Genomic DNA, 17,906 nt, shown 5'->3' with positions numbered 1-17,906 from the left:
AATTCAATAGCTTTTCTATCCCAATATCTTCCTAAATCTAAAATTTCATCTATAGCTCCTGGATTTTTAGGATCTACAATATGAGGAGCTGTTGCATCTAGCATAACAACACCTAATTTTTTTATAACTATAACATCTAATGAATCTGGATCAGAAGAACATGGGTATAAGTCTACATCATATCCTTTAGAAATCATATCTTGTGCAACTTTTTTCATTAATGATGATTTCCCTACTCCAGGTCCTCCCTTCATGCAAAAGATTCTGTTTACATCTTTAGGAATTGCATAATCAAAAAATGATTTAAATCCTTTTGATGTATTTCCACCTGGAAACATTTTCCTTACTTTACCATCCATTGTAAACTTCCCTCCAAATAAAAATTTATTGCCTTTATTAAATTATTAAACTTCTATATTATTTGTGTTTGTCCCAAATTTTATTAACATTAAAAATACATTTCATTTAAATATCTACATGTAGCAACCATCATACTTACCCATAGCTTATTAAAATACTTAAAAAAGTTTTTTAAACCACAAAAAAAGCAACTAAACTCAATGAGTTTAGTTGCTTTTAAATTAATCAACTCTTATTTCATATCCTTTTTGTGTGTATTGTTTTATAACCTCTGCCCATAACTCTTCAACACCAGTTTTCTTAAGTGCAGATATAGGGAAGATTTTATCTTCTTTTGATAATTCTAATTTTTTTCTAATTATATTAAAATGTTTTTGATATTGCCCTCTAGATATCTTATCTGCTTTAGTTGCAACTATTACACAATCATATCCAAAGTGTTTTATCCAATCATACATCATCTTATCTTCATTTGAAGGTTCATGTCTTATATCTACAAGTAAGCAAATAGCACATAGCTCTTCTCTTTCTTGTAAATATCTTTCCATTATAACTCCCCATTTTTCTTTTTCAGATTTAGATAGCTTTGCATATCCGTATCCTGGTAAGTCTACAAAGTAAAATTCTTCATTTATTAAGTAGAAATTTATAGTTCTAGTCTTTCCTGGTGTTTGACTTGTTCTTGCAAAATTTCTTCTATTTAATAAAGTATTTACTGTTGATGATTTTCCAACATTAGATCTTCCAACTAATGCAATCTCTGGTATACCTTCTTCTGGATATTGGCTTTTGTTAACTGCGCTCATTGTAATTTCAGCACTTCTAATTTTCATTTTTTTCACCGTTCCTTAATAATGCATGTTCTAATACTTCGTCCATATGGCTTACTAAAACAAATTCCATTTCATTTTTTACCTTTTGAGGTATTTCATCTAAGTCTGCTTCACATTCTTGTGGTAATAAAACTTTAGTTATACCTGCTCTATGTGCTGCAAGAAGTTTTTCTTTAACTCCTCCTACTGCTAGGACTCTACCTCTTAAAGTTATCTCTCCTGTCATAGCAACATTGTTTCTAACTGGTATGTTAGTTAATGCTGATATAACACCTAGAGCCATAGTTATACCTGCAGACGGTCCATCCTTAGGTACTGCTCCTTCTGGTAAATGTATGTGTATATCATTTTCTTTATAGAAGTTTGGATTTATATCAAATCTGTCTGCTATAGATCTTATATACGATATACCAGTTTGAGCAGATTCTTTCATTACATCTCCTAGTTTTCCTGTTAAAACTATTTGACCTTTTCCTTTTAGCACATTTACTTCTGTTGTTAAAGTTTCTCCTCCAACAGATGTCCATGCTAGTCCTGTAACAACTCCGACCTCTGGCTCTTTACCTGCAACTTGATGTCTTACTTTTTGTTTTCCTAAGTAGTCTTCTAAATTATCTTTATTTACTACTATCTCTTCTATAGTTTCATCTTCTACATATTTTCTAGCAGCTTTTCTACATATTGTTCCAAGAGTTCTCTCTAATCCTCTAACTCCTGCTTCTCTTGTATAACTACTTATTATTTCAAGCATAGTTTCATCATCTATTTTTATAAACTCTTCTTTTAAAGCATGTTCTTTTATTTGTTTTGGTAATAAATATTTTTTAGCTATATTTAATTTTTCTTCTTCAATATAACCTGATATTTCTATTATTTCCATTCTATCAAGTAATGGTCTTGGTATAGTACTTAATGTATTTGCTGTTGTCACAAATAGTATCTTAGATAAATCAAAAGGAACTTCTAAGTAGTGATCCACAAAATCTTTGTTTTGTTCTGGGTCTAAAACCTCTAACATTGCTGCTGCTGGGTCTCCTTTAAAGTCTGATGACATTTTATCTATTTCATCTAATAAGACTACAGGATTTTTAGTTTTTGCTTCTTTTAACCCATTAACTATTCTACCTGGAAGAGCTCCTACATAAGTTCTTCTATGTCCTCTTATTTCAGCTTCATCCCTAACTCCACCTAAAGAAATTCTAACGAATTTTCTATCTAGTGAATTTGCTATAGATTTAGCTATAGATGTTTTACCAACACCTGGAGGTCCAACTAAACATAATATAGGTCCTTTTAGACTCTTAGATAATTGTCTAATTGCTAAATATTCTATTATTCTTTCTTTTACTTTATCTAAACCATAATGTTCTTCATTTAATATTTCTTCAGCTCTTTTTATATCTAACTTATCTTTAGTTTCTTTATTCCAAGGTAATGAGAATATAGTATCTAAGTAAGTTCTACTTACAGCTAAATCAGGAGCCATAGGAGAAATTTTAGAGAACTTATCTATTTCTTTTAATATTTTTTCTTTAGTTTCTTTAGAAGCTTTCATCTTATGAAGTTTTTTTCTATATTCATCTGTTTCAGAATCTATATCTTCATCTTCTCCTAATTCTTTTTGTATAGCTTTTAACTGTTCTCTAAGATAATATTCTTTTTGAACTTTATTCATACTTTTCTTTACTTTTAAAGCTATTTTTTTCTCTATTTTTAATAACTCAATTTCTTCTAATAATGTTCTTAGAATTAATTCTAGTCTAGCTTGAATATCAAATTCATCTAATATTGCTTGTTTTTGATCTGGCTTTAAGAACATATTTGCAGCTATTGTATCTACAAATCTATTTTCATTATCCATTTCAGCTAGATTTATAAGAATTTCTGGTGATACTCTATTACTTATATTTATATACTCCTCAAAAGCATCAAATACATTTCTAACAGTTGCTTGTACCTCTTTATCTTCATTTATGCTTTCAACATCATAAACAACTTCTTCTATAGCAACTTTTATATATGGTTCGTCTTGCACAAACTCTGTTATAGTTCCTCTAGATATACCTTCAACTAGTACTCTAACCCCTTCTCCTGGTAATTTTACCAGTTGTTTTACTTTACATATAGTACCCGTATGATAATAGTCATCTTCTGTAGGTGTATCTATTGATGAATCTTTTTGAGCTGTTAAGAATATCATTTCATCATCAGCCATAGCTTCATCTAATGCCTTTAAAGAAATTTCTCTCCCTACATCAAAACTTAGTATCATATATGGGAATATAGCCAATCCTCTTAGCGGGATTAACGGTAATTCACGTTCTATTATAGTATAATTTTTATCCATGCTAACATCACTCCTTCCAAATGCTAGATTGCGTCACTTTATTTATTATATATTTACATAATTGAATTTTCAACAACATTAGCTATTTCTTAATCATTTCCATCCATTTATTACTATTATGTTATAATAATATTACTTATATACCAAATTTTAATGTGGAGGATTTTATGTTTAAACTTTTCTTAACATTTTTAAAAATAGGTGCATTTACCTTTGGTGGTGGTTATGCTATGGTTCCTTTGATAGAAGATGAGCTTGTCACAAAGCAAAATCTATTAACTCAACAAGAGTTTATTGACTATCTATCTATCGCCCAAAGCTATCCAGGTGTACTAGGTGCAAACATCTCTATTTTATTAGGTTATAGGCTTTATAAAATTCCAGGTGTTTTAGTTTGTACATTAGGTTCAATACTTCCATCATTTTGTATAGTATTAGTATTATCATATTTTTATTTCAACAACCAAAGCTCAGGTATTTTAAATGGGTTCTTTTCTGGAGTAAATCCAGTCGTTATAGCTTTAATACTTTACTCATTTGTAAATATGTTTAATAAATTACCCAAATCTAAGAAAAATATATCATTTTTAATTATATCATTCTTTTGTGTAGGTGTATTTAATATCAGTCCAATATATTTAATAATATTAGGAGGTGTTTACGCTCTATGTCAAAAGTCTTAATGTTATTCCTAATATTCTTTAAAATAGGTAGTTTTAGTTTTGGTGGAGGCTATGCTATGCTTCCATTTATTCAACAAGAATTTATAGATAAATACCACTTTATTACAAACAAAGAATTTTTAGATTTATTGGCATTATCCCAATCTACTCCAGGTCCTATCGCTATAAATAGTGCTACCTTTATAGGATTTAAAGCAGGAGGTTTTTGGGGATCTTTAGCTTCAAGTATTGGTGTTGTATTATTTTCAGTAATAGGCCTTACAATAATTGCAAGCCTATTTGATAAATTTAAAGATAATGAAAAAGTTGAAAAAATTCTTTCTGTTTTACGTCCAATAACCTTAGGTTTTATATTATCGGCAGTATTTTCGTCTGCTACAGGAATAACCTGGGGACTTTATGATATTATAGCTTTTATATCAGCATTTTACTTATTATACACAAAAAAAGTTGGCTCAATAGCCATCGTGTTTATATATGGATGCATAGGTGTTTTGCTATCTTTTTTTTAAAATAAAAAGGAGCTTAATTAGCTCCTTTTTTTATGCACTTTCTTCTTCATCTTTTAAAACAATAACTGGATCAGAATCTTGTTTAACAGACTCTTCTGTCAGTATTATTTTCTTTATATCATCTCTAGATGGTATTTCATACATTATATCCATCATTATATTTTCAACAATACTTCTTAGACCTCTTGCACCTGTATTTCTTTCAATAGCTTTTTTAGCTATTGCTCTAAGTGCAGCCTCTTCAAATTCAAGTTCAACTCCATCTAATTCAAATAATTTTTGGAATTGTTTTACTAAAGAGTTCTTAGGCTCTTTTAATATACTTACTAGTGCATCTTCATCTAATAATTCTAAAGTTGCAACTACAGGAATTCTACCTATAAATTCCGGTATTATACCAAATTTAAGTAAGTCTTCTGTTTGAACTTGTGCATAAATTTTCCCAAGGTCTATATCTTTTTTACTTTCTATCTTAGCGCCAAATCCTAGTGTTTTTTCGCCGCCTCTTTTTTGAATTATTCTTTCTATTCCATCAAAGGCTCCTCCTAATATAAATAGTATATTAGTAGTATCTAGCTTTAAGAACTCTTGGTGTGGATGCTTTCTTCCACCTTGTGGTGGAACATTAGCTACAGTTCCTTCTAGGATTTTTAGTAGAGCCTGTTGAACACCCTCTCCACTAACATCTCTAGTTATAGATGGATTTTCTGATTTTCTAGCTATCTTATCTATCTCATCTATATATATTATACCTCTTTCAGCTTTCTCTATATCAAAGTCTGCTGCTTGTATAAGCTTTAATAATATATTTTCAACATCTTCTCCAACATATCCAGCTTCAGTCAGTGATGTTGCATCTGCCATTGCAAATGGAACATTTAAAGTTTTAGCTAGTGTTTGAGCAAGAAGCGTTTTTCCTGATCCAGTAGGTCCTAATAAAAGTATGTTACTTTTTTGTATCTCAACATCTTTGTTAGTTCCTTTGTTTTTTCCATAGATTCTTTTATAATGATTGTAAACAGCTACTGATAAAGCTTTTTTAGCTTTTTCTTGTCCTATTACATAATCATTAAGAGTATTCATCATTTCTTTTGGTTTCGGTAAATTTACAGTTTCCTCTTCTGTTGTTTCTTCAACTTCTTCTTGAATTATTTCATCACATAATTCAACACATTCATCGCATATATACACATTTGGACCTGCAATAAGTCTTCTAACTTGTTCTTGGTTTTTACCGCAGAATGAACATTTTAATTGTCTCTTATCTTCATATTTTGACATATTAACACCTCTCTTATCTACGGTCTTTTAGTAATTACTTCATCTATTAAGCCGTATTGTTTAGCTTCTTCAGCACTCATGAAGTTATCACGTTCAGTATCCATTTTTAATTTTTCTATAGGCTGACCTGTTCTTTCAGCTAATATAGAATTTAATGTTTGTTTCATTTTTACTATTCTATTTGCGTGTATCTCTATATCTGTAGCTTGCCCTCTTGTTCCTCCTAGCGGTTGATGTATCATTATTTCACTATTTGGAAGTGCATATCTTTTTCCTTTTTCTCCTGCTGCTAATAAGAATGCTCCCATAGATGCAGCCATTCCTATACATATAGTTGATACATCTGGTTTTATATATTGCATAGTATCATATATTGCCATACCAGCAGTTATACTTCCTCCTGGAGAGTTTATGTATAAATGTATATCTTTATCTGGGTCTTCTGCCTCTAGGAATAATAACTGAGCTACTACAAGTCCTGCTGTAACATCATTTACTTCATCACCCAAAAATATTATTCTATCTTTTAGAAGTTTTGAATATATATCGTAAGATCTTTCTCCTCTTCCTGTTTGTTCTACTACTACAGGTACTAATGCCATGGATTATACCCCCTATCATAATTATCTATATATACAATATACAGTAGCTGTAACAGCTACTGTATGAAATATACCTATAATGATTAAACTAATTTAGCACTATCAACTAATGAATCTATTGTTTTTCTTATTTTTAATTGACCTTTTATATCTTCTAAGTCAGTTGGTCTCATTACTGATTTTATTTTTTCAACTTCCATGTTGTACATTTTAGCCATTTTTTCAACTTCAGTTTCAACGTCAGCTTCAGAAACTTCTACATTTTCAGCTTTAGCTATAGCTTCTAATATTAAAGATGATTTAACTAACTTTGTAGCTTCTTCTCTCTTTTCATTTCTTAAATCTTCTATTGATCTTCCTGTCATTTGTAATAATTGCTCTAATTGTAATCCTTGGTATTGTAATTGGTAGTTAAGTTCCATTAACATGTTATCTATTTGAGTTTCAACCATTGCATTTGGAACTTCTACTTCTGTACCTTCAGATATCTTTTCAACTAAAGAATTTCTCATTTCAGCATCTGCTCTATTTTTAGCTTCTTCTTCTACTTTAGCTTTTAAATCACTCTTTAATTCTTCTAAAGTATTGAATTCTGTTGTATCAGCTGCAAATTCATCATTTAATTCTGGTAATTCTTTGCTTTGTACATTCTTTACAACAACTTTGAAAGTAGCTGGCTTTCCTGCTAAGTTTTCAGCATGGTAATCAGCTGGGAACTCAACATTCACTTCAACTTCTTCACCTTTGCTTTTACCTATTAATTGCTCTTCAAACCCTGGTATGAATGTGTTTGATCCTATAGCTAAGCTATAGTCTTCACCTTTTCCACCTTCAAAAGCAACGCCATCTACAAATCCTTCGAAGTCTATAACAGTATTGTCTCCATTTTCTATAGCTCTACCTTCAACATCTACTAATCTTGAAGCTTTGTTTCTCATTTCATCTAATCTTAAAGTTACTTCATCTTCATTTACAGTATAGTCAGGTTTTGCTATTTCTATACCTTTGTATGATCCAAGTTCGAACTCTGGCTTAACTTCTACATTAACAACCATTACTAATCCGTTATCTTTGCTTATTTCTTCTATGTCTAAGTCAGGTCTATCTATTGGATCTATGTTTAACTCATCTAAAGCTGATGGATATATTTCTGGGAATAACATATCTATAGCATCGTTGTAGAATACTCCTTTTCCATATTGAGATTCTATTATTTGCTTAGGTGCTTTACCTTTTCTAAATCCTGGTATATTAAATTTACCTTTGTTTTTGTTGTAAGCTTTTGTTACTGCACCTTCAAATTTATCATTATCAACTGTTAGTTTAAAAGTAACTTTGTTACCTTCTTTCTTAAGTAATTCTGCTTTCATTATTATTAATCCTCCTATTGATTATGTATTCTTTTATATATAGTATAATAGATTTCGTTACTATAATTTTACTATTTTATTATAACACATTCTTTTTTTTATTTACAAGTACCGCATTGATATGAACTGACTTTGAAAAACGCCTTATTTCATCGCATTTCGACCAAAATATCCACCTCTGACGTTCTTGATTTCAGATACTGCTACAAATGCCCTAGAATCATAACTATTTATAGTATTTTGGAAATTATGAAGGTGCTTTCTATCTAAAACAACTTGTAGTATATACTTTACGCCTTCTCTCCCTCTACCTTCTATGACAGTAACTCCAAAACCATGTTGTCTTAGGTATTCTGCAAATTGATCTACATCTTCACCAGTGAAAACTTGAGCTGTTATTAATCCTATTGCAAGTTTTTCCTCAAGCGTGATACCGACTACGTTACCTGTTGCAAATCCAAGCGCATATGACATTACTTTTACTATGTCACCCATGTCACCTAACACTTTATCCATAGCAAATAGGTATATCAAAATTTCAAGAAACCCAATACAAAACGCAAGTTTCTTTTTACCTTTTACTACAAATATAGTCCTAATTGTTGCTAATGTTACATCTGAACATTTAGCCAAAAATATGAGTAAATACCCCAAAACAAATTCCATTTACTAATCCCCCTAAATTATTTTATAACCTTATCTCATCAATACTCACATTATCACTAGATATTTTTAATATAACAAAACTTCTATAATTTACTCCTCTTGGTAATGATATGCTACCTGGATTTATATATAGTATGTTATTTTTTTCTTTTATTACTGGTGTATGCGTATGCCCAAATATAACAATATCTGCGCATATATTTTTAGCTTTTTCATGTAATTGTTCAAGCCCATATTTAACGCCATACTTATCCCCATGACAAACAAATATATTTTTATTTTCTATCTCAAACTCTAATTCACCTTCTGTATTTTCAAAATCACAGTTCCCTCTAACTGCCATCATCGAAACTCCAGTCATCTTATGAATATATTTTGAATCTACAAAATTATCTCCTGCATGTATAATTAAGTCACATTCTTTTAAATATGGAAGAGTTTTATCTATAAACCTATTCATTCTATGAGTGTCACTTATTACCCCAATTTTCATTACTTCACTATCCTTTTATTAAATTCATCTTTCATAAGTTTTAAAGAATTTGCTCTATGACTTATTGAATTTTTTATTGAACTAGGTAATTCTCCAAATGTCTTATTGTATTGATTTACTATAAATAATGGATCATATCCAAATCCATTTTCACCTTTTTCTTCAAATGCTATAGTTCCTTCACAAGTTCCTCTTACAACAAACTCTTTTCCACTTGGGAATACTACAGCTATAGCTGATACAAATCTTCCTGTTCTTTGACTCATAGGTACATTTTTCATAGCCTTTACAAGCTTTTCTCTATTTTGCTCATCAGTTGCATTTTCTCCTGCATATCTAGCTGAGTACACACCTGGCTTTTTACCTAAAGCATCCACTTCAAGACCAGAGTCATCTGCAACTGCTACCATATTTGTAGCTTTAGCTATAGTTCTAGCTTTTATAAGAGCATTGTGCTCAAATGTATGACCATCTTCTACTATTTCTATTCCTGCTAAATCTACATCTTTAAGAGAATATATTTTACAATCGAAATCATTTAATATAGCTGAAATTTCTTCTAATTTATGAGCATTATTTGTAGCTATAACAACTTCATCTGGAATTTCTTCTCCAAGAACTTCACTTGCTATTTTACCTAATGCTTTTCTTTGAACTTTAATAAGCTCTTTATTTCCTTTTTCTCCTAATTCAAGCAATGCATTTAAATCTTTTCTAGTAAATGGAGATTCTTCTCCTGTTCCTTGAACCTCTACAAATTCACCTTTGTCTGTCATTATAACATTCATATCAACATGTGCATTTGAATCTTCTTCATAGCATAGATCTAAAACATGTTCTCCATTAACTAGTCCTACACTTATAGCTGATACAAAGTTTCTTATAGGTAAAGTTTTTATTTGTTTATTTTCATATAAAGAATATAAAGCTTCTGCTACTGCTACAAAAGCTCCTGTTATAGATGCTGTTCTAGTTCCTCCATCAGCTTGAATTACATCACAATCTACCCATATAGTCCTCTCTCCTATTTTAGATAAATCAATAACTGATCTTATAGCTCTTCCTATTAATCTTTGTATTTCTTGAGTTCTTCCATCAACTTTACCTCTTGATGACTCTCTTATTTTTCTTTGGTGTGTAGATCTTGGTAACATAGAATACTCTGCATTTATCCATCCAGTTCCTGAATTTCTTAAGAAAGGAGGTACTTTATCTTCTATAGAAGCTGTACAGATAACTTTAGTTTCTCCCATTTCAATTAATACAGATCCCTCTGCATATCTAGTAAAGTTTCTAGTTATTTTAACTGGTCTTATTTCATCATTTTTTCTACCATCAATTCTCGTCATTTATATTACCTCTTTCAAACATTTTTTATAGCAAATTCAGACTAATTAACTTACCCGAACTGTAACTCAAATATTGTATATACTATAATATATTAGCATTATTTAATCCTAAATAGTAGTTATTTATTAATATAATTTCCCCAATATTTTTACTTAATAACTTCTTGAACTTCTTCTTTTGAGCTTAAATTTAATATATCTAAAAACTTAGCTTCATCAATAACTTTTACTCCTAATTCATTAGCCTTTGTAAGCTTTGATCCTGCCTCTTCTCCAGCTAAAACAAATGTTGTAGATTTACTTACACTAGAAGTTGCTTTTCCGCCTCTTGCCTCAATCATTTCTTTTGCATAATTTCTTTTCAAAGTAGGTAAAGTACCTGTTAATACAATCTTCATTCCTTCAAAAATATTAACTATAGACTCGTCTTTATTTTTTATAGATTCTGTATTAACTCCAGCCTCTTTTAATTTATTTATAACCGTCATATTTTTTTCTTCTTTAAAGAACTCAACAACACTGTTTGCCATTATATCTCCAAATTCTTCAAGATTAGTTAACTGAACTGCATCTGCATTTATTATTTCATCTAAACTATAAAAGTTTTTAGCTAAAACTTTTGCACCTTTAACTCCTATATATTTAATTCCTAATCCATTTATTAATCTATATAATTCATTTTGTTTAGATTTTTCTATTGCTTTAATTAAATTTTCAGCTGATTTCTCACCCATTCTTTCTAAGTTTATTACATCTTCTTTTTTTATGTAATAAAGATCAGCTATATCTTTAATTATATTGTTATCAAGTAATAATCCAACTATAGATTCTCCTAGTCCTTCTATATTCATTGCATCTCTTGAAGTAAAGTGTATTATTCCTCTTCTAATTTGAGCTGGACAACTAATATTAATGCACTTTACTGCAGCTTCTCCCTCTAATCTAACAGTAGGTTCTGAGCATACAGGACATTTATCAGGGAATTTAAATTCTATTTCATTTCCATCTCTATCATCTTTAACAACTTGAACTACTTGTGGTATTATATCTCCGGCTTTTTGAACTAAAACTGTATCTCCAATTTTTATGTCTTTTTCATTTATATAATCTTCATTATGTAAAGTTGCACGAGAAACTGTTGTTCCAGCTAATCTAACTGGTTCAAGTATAGCTGTAGGCGTTATAGTTCCTGTTCTACCAACTTCAACTATAATATCTATAAGCTTCGTTTTCTTTTGCTCTGCAGGGAATTTATATGCAATTGCCCATCTTGGACTTTTAGCTGTATAACCCATAATATCTCTTTGTTGTAAATCATTAACTTTAATAACCATTCCATCTATTTCAAACGGTAGTCTTGATCTATTTTCTGTCCAATATTCAATATGCTTTATAACTCCCTCTATATTTGAACAAACTTTGTAATCTGTACTAACCTTGAATCCTAAGTTTTTAAGATATTCTAATGATTCACTATGACTTTTAAAATTTGTATTTTCAATATACTCTAGGTTAAATATAAATATATCTAAAGGTCTTTTAGCTGTTAACTTAGAATCTAACTGTCTTAAAGTTCCTGCTGCTAAGTTTCTAGGGTTAGCAAATAATTGAAGGCCTTGTTCTTCTTGTAATTCATTTATTTTTTCGAAATTTTCCTTAGATATATATACTTCTCCTCTTACTACAACTTCTTCTGTATCATTAATTTTTAAAGGTATAGTCTTTACTGTTCTTAAGTTTTCTGTTATATCTTCTCCAACTACTCCATTACCTCTTGTTGCTCCCTTTTCAAAAACTCCATTTTTATATGTTAATCCAACTGATAATCCATCTATTTTAAATTCAACTACGTATTCAACACTATCATCAGCTAATTCTCTTACTCTTTTATCAAAATCTTTTAAATCCTTATCTGAGTAAGCATTTGATAAACTAAGCATAGGTATTTTATGTGTTATTTGCGTAAATTTATCTAAAGGCTTACCTCCTACCCTACTACTTGGTGAATCAGCTCTTTTTATTTGAGGATTTTCTTCTTCTATTTTTATAAGTTCTTTCATTAAATTATCATATTCATAATCTGATATCTCAGGAGCATCATCATTATAATATTTATTGCTATGATAGTTTATTTGATCTATCAATTCATCCATTCTAGTTTTTATGTCCATATAAATCACCTCTTTTAAAATCTATGTAAATCGTACTAATTTCAATGCAATACTATCTTAGTATACCATAATTTCCTTCTTAAAATTACAACTAAACTATTAATATCCTTTTTGAATATTTACAACGTTTTTAAGCTCTTTTTTGTTTATGTAATTCTTTAAATTTTCATATATAGTATTAAATGTTCTACTTCTATTTTTATCAGATATCCATGAATTATGAGGGGTTATAGTTACATTTTCAAATTCCCAAAGTTTATTTTCTTTATTTAATGGTTCACTTTCAAATACATCTAAACAAACACCTTTAAACTTGTTTATATTATTGATTAAATCATTTTCATTTATTATGTTTCCTCTACCAACATTTATAATCACTGATCCATTTTTCATAGTTTTTAATTTTTCATCATTAATCATTCCTCTAGTTTCTTTTGTTGATGGCAAAGTAATAACTACTGCATCACATTTTTTTAACCCTTCGATTATGTTTCCTATAGATATACATTCATCAAATCCTACAACGTCTCTACCATCTGTATTAACTCCATAAACATATACTCCAAATGCTTTTAACCTATCAGCAGCATTTTTTGCAATTGTACCAGTTCCTATAAACATTACTTTTTTATCAGTTAGTTCTTCTAAGTTTATATCTAATTTCCACTTCTTTTGTGCTTGGTTTTCATACATTTGTTTTGTGTTTTTATATACATTTAAAATATACATAACTATATATTCCGCCATAGGAATACTATAATTTCCTTTGTTATTACATACCGTAATATTATTTTTTATAATTTCATCTTTTGGTATTTGATCTATTCCAACACTACTTAATTGAATTAGTTTCAAATTTTCTAGTTTCGATATATCAAGTGTGTTAAACGGATTATAACCTACTAGTACTTCAATATCTTTATTTTCATTATTTACTTCAGCCTTAGATTCCTTCATATATATTACTTCATATCCTAAATCTATCAATTTATTTATTTCATTATCCTCATATTTATTTGTAACTAATAATTTCATAAAGTATCTCCTCCCATATCTAATAGTTAATTATATTTTATCTTAAAAATAAAAGTCCTTTAATTATTAAATAATTAAAGGACTTAATCTATTTTATATAAATACACTATATATTAGAATGCCATCACTGAGGTGTTTTGTGTATTTATTTAATAATATATTGTCCAGTTTTTAATTTTTAATTCTTAGGAATTACAAGCTTTTGATGTATATAATTTCCAAATTATAAATTTGAACAATTGACCTGTTTTTTATTTATATATCATAGTTTATATTTTCAAATATAAGTTAATACTTTCAATATGATAATATTTTTTAAGGGGTGATTTTATGCTTAAACTTCATCATGACGATAGTTTAAGATATTATATTGAAAATTATAAAATAAATAATATGTTTGATGTAAATTTGAACTCTCATATGGAACTTCATTGTTTTAATAAAAATGAACTTATAGTTCTTAAAAATACAACTCCCGATTACTTATATTTTCTCGTGGAGGGAACTACTATTAAATTAGAAAATTCTTTTGATAATAATAATATACTTAAATCTTCTATAAATAATTTAAATATTATTGGCTCTTTGGAAATATTTACAGAAAATAAATTTGAATATAGTTTAAGAGCTTTAGATGAATGTATTTTTATAGGAATACCTGTGTCAATTATAAAGGATGTAGCATTTAAAGACCCTACTTTCCTATCATATTTTTGTAAGAGTTTTGCAAGCTCCATTTACAATAATGATTTAGAAATAAGTTTTTTTAAAAAAGAAAAAGATGCTATATAGCATCTTATAAAAGGGAATAGATAGTGTTAAAGTCTATCTATTTTATATAGAGTTTTTTTTGTACTAATAAAACAAAAAAGACCATGAAAGTTTTAAAACCTTCATGGCCTCTTTGAATCATATGTACTTATACCATAATGATAGCAGAATCATTTAGGCTTCGCAACTACTATAATTATTTTTTACGCTTTAAAAATTATGCTTATTAAAAATCGGTTTATATTCTATAGAAATTAGTATATAAACATATTATATTTTGAGCGTAAAAAAGTTTTTAAGCAACGGGTGAAGTCGTTTGAGTAACGGGACGCGAGCTTGCCGAGTGTCCGTTGACGACATGAAATTTGAGCGACATGAAGTGGTTCGCAGACGTAGTCGCTCAAGCAAAGCGAATTTTTATAGCTTTAAATATCCACTTTTTATTTTTCTATGTATAGTAGAAGAATCTATCCCTATTTGTTTTGATGCTTGTGTAATAGAACCATACTTATCTATTGCTCTAGGTATAATTATTTGATCTACTATTTTATATGCTTCATTTAAATTTACAATACCATTTACAACTATTGGAGATTTTAAGTCATTTTCCTTAGATAAATCATCTAAATTTATTAGCATATTAAACTCATCTTCTCCTATCGTATTTTTAACTGATAAAACAACAAATCTTTCGATAATATTTTTCAGTTCTCTTATGTTTCCAGGCCATGAATGATTATTTAACAATTCCATAACCTTAGGAGAAATGCTTATTTCTCTATTATATTTAGTGTTGTATAAATCTAAGAAATATTCAACCAAAGGCATTATGTCTTCTTTTCTTTCCCTTAATGGAGGTATTTTTATAGGTATAACACTAAGTCTATAATATAAATCCTGTCTAAACTTCAAATTATCATGTAAATCCTCATTTGAAATATTAGTAGCACTTACATACCTTACATCAATTTTTATCGGTTTAGTTCCTCCAACTCTAGTAATCGTATTTTCTTGTATAACTCTAAGTAATTTTTTTTGCATTTGAAGTGGCAATTCGCCTATTTCATCTAAAAATATAGTACCTCCATTTGCTTGCTCAAAAAGACCTTTTTTCCCAGACTTTTTAGCTCCAGTAAAAGAACCTTCTTCATATCCGAAAAACTCTGATTCTAGGAGCTCATTAGGAATTGCACCACAGTTAATTGCTATAAATGGTTTATCCCTTCTATGACTATACTTACATATTTTTCTAGCTATAATTTCTTTTCCTACACCAGACTCTCCAGTTATAAAAATGGAAGAATCAGATGCTGCTGCCCTCTTTACTACATTTTTTATATTATCCATAACTTCACTTTTGCTTATATATTCCGAGTTAGTGGCTGTTGTACAATCTTTCGCGTGAGGAGAATCTAAGTTTATAACTCTAGAAATATCTCTACCAGTTAATACTCCCCCTTTTACTTCTCCCTTGTTATCCCATATAGGAACTGCTGTGTATGCTATAACTTTACCTCCAGGATAAACTATATTTTTATAAGTTTTTTTCTTAACTCCTAGCATATTTAGTATTATCGGTTCTTCTACTAATCCCATATAAACTAGTTTGTCAATTTTTCTCCCAAGAACTTCTTTTCTTTTAAATGGTAATATTTCATCACATAAGCTGTTCATCTTTTCAATAACACCATCTTTATTAAATATAACTACAACTTCATCTATATGTTCAATTATGTCCTCTACAACCTTATCTGTTATCATAGATTTTTCAAATAAATAAATATACTGTAATTCATTTTTATAATCTCTAATGGAATAAACGTCTACAAACATATTTAAATCTCTAAGCTGTATTTTTTTTCTATTGTTTGAAAAATAGTCATTTTCATTAAATGTACTATCCAAAACAGATATATTTGATGGCTTGTCCACATCGACAAAATTAAAAATCTTTTTCATTTGTGCATTAAAATCTAGTATTTCCCCAGTTTCACTGCATAAAATTGCTGGATTTTCTAAGTGATTAATAAAGCCCCTAAAATCATTATACACTCTATTCAGCCCTTCCTTATTTAGTAAATTACACCCCTATTAAATATAAAAAACCATTTTCCTACCTAAGAACATTATATCATCTACAATGTATTAATTATAAATTTATTGTTATTTTTTTATTAAATTTGTCATTTTGTCTAATTTTCTATATTTTTTTATATTTTTATGTAATTGGTACTAATTAAATTTAGCCCTAATTATATACTTAGACGCTAAATTAAATAATCCTTGTATATAATATTGAATCACATTATACACAAGGATTATTTTGGTTAGGTTTACTATAATATATAAGTTTTTACGACTAGATTAATTTTATAAATCTATGCATTAACTAGTTCGATTAAATCATCTACACTGTCAAGTTTTTCTGTAAGTAATGGAACTATATCTTTAACATCTCCTACTATACCATAATCTGCTATATCAAGTATTGGAGCTGTTTCATTTTTATTTATAGCTATAATAAAATCAGAGTTTTGCATACCTGCTAAATGTTGTATAGCTCCAGATATACCACAAGCTATATAAAGGTTAGGTTTAACAGTAGTTCCTGTTTGACCAACTTGATGAGAGTGGTCTATCCATCCAGCATCAACAGCTGCACGTGATGCTCCTACTACTCCACCTAATTTATCAGCTAATTGTTTTAACATTTCAAATCCTTCAGGACTTCCCATTCCAAGTCCTCCAGATACTATTATATTTGCATCTGTTAAAGATACTAAATCTTTTTTAGTCTTAACAGTTTTTATAACTTCTACTCTTATATCATCTTTGCTTAAGTTAAATGACATAGGAACTATTTTTCCATTTCTAGAATCATTTTTCTCTGCTTTTTCCATAACTCCAGGTCTAACTGTAGACATTTGAGGTCTAGTGTTAGGGCATATAATTGTAGCCATTATATTACCACCAAACGCTGGACGAGTTTGTTTTAACTTTTTATCATCTGGATCTATTTCAAGTTTTGTACAATCTGCAGTAAGACCAGTACTTACTCTTGAAGCTATTCTTGGAGCTAAGTCTCTTCCTATATGTGTAGCTCCATAAAGTACTATTTCTGGTTTAAACTCATTTATTGCATCAGTTATAACTTTTGTATAAGCATCAGTTGTGAATTTTTCTAATAATTCATCATCTGCAGTATAAACTGTATCTGCTCCATAAGCAACTAATTCTTTAGCCATAGAATCTACATTTTCACCTAATAATATTGCACAAAGGTTAACACCTATTTCATCAGCTAATTTTCTACCTTCTCCAAGTAATTCTATTACAACTGGTGTTATTGCCCCATCTCTTTGCTCTGCAAACACCCAAACATTTTTATATGAGCTAAAATCTTTTATATTTTCATTTATATTTGTATTCATCT

15 protein-coding genes and 1 pseudogene are annotated in these 17,906 nt (G+C 29.1%); 3 read left to right on the top strand and 13 right to left on the bottom strand.

All coding sequences use genetic code 11. The annotated features are described in order from the left end of the window. The 3 genes and pseudogenes from ACRDDE_RS10120 to lon all read right to left on the bottom strand — a co-directional run. Positions 1–359: pseudogene (locus ACRDDE_RS10120) on the bottom strand (ATP-binding protein); the annotation flags it as partial. A gap of 222 nt (positions 360–581) precedes the next feature. Continuing rightward, positions 582–1,193 (bottom strand): ribosome biogenesis GTP-binding protein YihA/YsxC, encoded by a 612-nt coding sequence (gene yihA, locus ACRDDE_RS10115; RefSeq protein ID WP_438627122.1) that lies wholly within the window; start codon positions 1,191–1,193, stop codon positions 582–584. After that, entirely contained in the window at positions 1,183–3,540 is a 2,358-nt protein-coding gene (lon, locus tag ACRDDE_RS10110) for an endopeptidase La (protein ID WP_438627121.1), read from the bottom strand. The genes yihA and lon overlap by 11 nt, the downstream gene beginning before the upstream one ends. Before the next feature lie 167 nt (positions 3,541–3,707). On the opposite strand from lon, the gene ACRDDE_RS10105 reads away from it, so the two are divergent. Both ACRDDE_RS10105 and ACRDDE_RS10100 read left to right on the top strand, forming a co-directional pair. Continuing rightward, complete coding sequence (locus tag ACRDDE_RS10105; RefSeq protein WP_438627120.1) at positions 3,708–4,223, top strand: chromate transporter; 516 nt, start codon at positions 3,708–3,710, stop codon at positions 4,221–4,223. Continuing rightward, on the top strand, positions 4,208–4,735 hold the full coding sequence (locus ACRDDE_RS10100) for a chromate transporter (protein ID WP_419742390.1): 528 nt from the start codon (positions 4,208–4,210) through the stop codon (positions 4,733–4,735). Before ACRDDE_RS10105 ends, ACRDDE_RS10100 begins: the two co-directional genes overlap by 16 nt. Positions 4,736–4,765: 30 nt before the next feature. Here ACRDDE_RS10100 and clpX read toward each other — a convergent pair whose 3' ends face one another. The 8 genes from clpX to ACRDDE_RS10060 all read right to left on the bottom strand — a co-directional run bounded on the left by clpX (position 4,766) and on the right by ACRDDE_RS10060 (position 13,702). Next, positions 4,766–6,016 carry an ATP-dependent Clp protease ATP-binding subunit ClpX gene (clpX, locus tag ACRDDE_RS10095; protein ID WP_438627119.1) on the bottom strand — a complete coding sequence of 417 codons (1,251 nt, stop codon included), beginning with the start codon at positions 6,014–6,016 and terminating at the stop codon, positions 4,766–4,768. 17 nt (positions 6,017–6,033) lie between these two features. Then, positions 6,034–6,618 (bottom strand): ATP-dependent Clp endopeptidase proteolytic subunit ClpP, encoded by a 585-nt coding sequence (gene clpP / locus ACRDDE_RS10090; RefSeq protein WP_438627118.1) that lies wholly within the window; start codon positions 6,616–6,618, stop codon positions 6,034–6,036. Between the two features lie 83 nt (positions 6,619–6,701). Beyond that, a complete protein-coding gene (gene tig, locus ACRDDE_RS10085) occupies positions 6,702–7,988 on the bottom strand; it encodes a trigger factor (protein ID WP_438627117.1) in 1,287 nt (428 codons plus the stop codon). A gap of 144 nt (positions 7,989–8,132) precedes the next feature. Then, positions 8,133–8,654: a DUF2179 domain-containing protein gene (locus ACRDDE_RS10080; protein ID WP_021430240.1), complete on the bottom strand. Its 522-nt coding sequence runs from the start codon at positions 8,652–8,654 to the stop codon at positions 8,133–8,135. Positions 8,655–8,676: 22 nt separating this feature from the next. Further along, positions 8,677–9,147 carry a metallophosphoesterase gene (locus ACRDDE_RS10075; RefSeq protein ID WP_438627116.1) on the bottom strand — a complete coding sequence of 157 codons (471 nt, stop codon included), beginning with the start codon at positions 9,145–9,147 and terminating at the stop codon, positions 8,677–8,679. After that, complete coding sequence (gene rph / locus ACRDDE_RS10070; RefSeq protein WP_438627115.1) at positions 9,147–10,496, bottom strand: ribonuclease PH; 1,350 nt, start codon at positions 10,494–10,496, stop codon at positions 9,147–9,149. The genes ACRDDE_RS10075 and rph overlap by 1 nt, the downstream gene beginning before the upstream one ends. Before the next feature lie 149 nt (positions 10,497–10,645). Continuing rightward, the gene (gene ligA / locus ACRDDE_RS10065; RefSeq protein ID WP_438627114.1) at positions 10,646–12,667 is read right to left on the bottom strand and encodes an NAD-dependent DNA ligase LigA; all 2,022 of its coding nucleotides are present in this window, start codon (positions 12,665–12,667) and stop codon (positions 10,646–10,648) included. A 99-nt stretch (positions 12,668–12,766) separates the two neighbouring features. Then, positions 12,767–13,702: a phosphoglycerate dehydrogenase gene (locus tag ACRDDE_RS10060; RefSeq protein WP_438627113.1), complete on the bottom strand. Its 936-nt coding sequence runs from the start codon at positions 13,700–13,702 to the stop codon at positions 12,767–12,769. Positions 13,703–14,032: 330 nt separating this feature from the next. Between ACRDDE_RS10060 and ACRDDE_RS10055 the strand changes: the two genes are divergently transcribed. Continuing rightward, positions 14,033–14,494, top strand: coding sequence for a cyclic nucleotide-binding domain-containing protein (locus tag ACRDDE_RS10055; protein WP_438627112.1), 462 nt, complete (start codon positions 14,033–14,035; stop codon positions 14,492–14,494). A gap of 396 nt (positions 14,495–14,890) precedes the next feature. Here the strand turns inward: ACRDDE_RS10055 and ACRDDE_RS10050 are convergent, their stop codons facing one another. Next, on the bottom strand, positions 14,891–16,525 hold the full coding sequence (locus tag ACRDDE_RS10050; RefSeq protein ID WP_021430149.1) for a sigma-54 interaction domain-containing protein: 1,635 nt from the start codon (positions 16,523–16,525) through the stop codon (positions 14,891–14,893). Positions 16,526–16,851: 326 nt separating this feature from the next. Next, entirely contained in the window at positions 16,852–17,904 is a 1,053-nt protein-coding gene (locus ACRDDE_RS10045; RefSeq protein ID WP_438627111.1) for an electron transfer flavoprotein subunit alpha/FixB family protein, read from the bottom strand. Positions 17,905–17,906 lie beyond the last annotated feature (2 nt).

The organism is Paraclostridium sp., assembly GCF_051656405.1.
GTDB lineage: Bacteria > Bacillota > Clostridia > Peptostreptococcales > Peptostreptococcaceae > Paraclostridium.
Note: the sequence above shows the minus strand (reverse complement) of the source record. Positions and strands in the feature narration are given on the sequence as shown.

What these genes read in the sequence shown, in the direction of transcription:
- clpP (WP_438627118.1), bottom strand. Translation starts at nt 6,618, where the DNA reads ATGGCATTAGTACCTGTAGTAGTAGAACAAACAGGAAGAGGAGAAAGA.
- clpX (WP_438627119.1), bottom strand. Translation starts at nt 6,016, where the DNA reads ATGTCAAAATATGAAGATAAGAGACAATTAAAATGTTCATTCTGCGGT.
- yihA (WP_438627122.1), bottom strand. Translation starts at nt 1,193, where the DNA reads ATGAAAATTAGAAGTGCTGAAATTACAATGAGCGCAGTTAACAAAAGC.
- ACRDDE_RS10100 (WP_419742390.1), top strand. Translation starts at nt 4,208, where the DNA reads ATGTCAAAAGTCTTAATGTTATTCCTAATATTCTTTAAAATAGGTAGT.
- ligA (WP_438627114.1), bottom strand. Translation starts at nt 12,667, where the DNA reads ATGGACATAAAAACTAGAATGGATGAATTGATAGATCAAATAAACTAT.
- ACRDDE_RS10075 (WP_438627116.1), bottom strand. Translation starts at nt 9,147, where the DNA reads ATGAAAATTGGGGTAATAAGTGACACTCATAGAATGAATAGGTTTATA.
- tig (WP_438627117.1), bottom strand. Translation starts at nt 7,988, where the DNA reads ATGAAAGCAGAATTACTTAAGAAAGAAGGTAACAAAGTTACTTTTAAA.
- ACRDDE_RS10105 (WP_438627120.1), top strand. Translation starts at nt 3,708, where the DNA reads ATGTTTAAACTTTTCTTAACATTTTTAAAAATAGGTGCATTTACCTTT.
- ACRDDE_RS10080 (WP_021430240.1), bottom strand. Translation starts at nt 8,654, where the DNA reads ATGGAATTTGTTTTGGGGTATTTACTCATATTTTTGGCTAAATGTTCA.
- lon (WP_438627121.1), bottom strand. Translation starts at nt 3,540, where the DNA reads ATGGATAAAAATTATACTATAATAGAACGTGAATTACCGTTAATCCCG.
- rph (WP_438627115.1), bottom strand. Translation starts at nt 10,496, where the DNA reads ATGACGAGAATTGATGGTAGAAAAAATGATGAAATAAGACCAGTTAAA.
- ACRDDE_RS10055 (WP_438627112.1), top strand. Translation starts at nt 14,033, where the DNA reads ATGCTTAAACTTCATCATGACGATAGTTTAAGATATTATATTGAAAAT.
- ACRDDE_RS10045 (WP_438627111.1), bottom strand. Translation starts at nt 17,904, where the DNA reads ATGAATACAAATATAAATGAAAATATAAAAGATTTTAGCTCATATAAA.
- ACRDDE_RS10060 (WP_438627113.1), bottom strand. Translation starts at nt 13,702, where the DNA reads ATGAAATTATTAGTTACAAATAAATATGAGGATAATGAAATAAATAAA.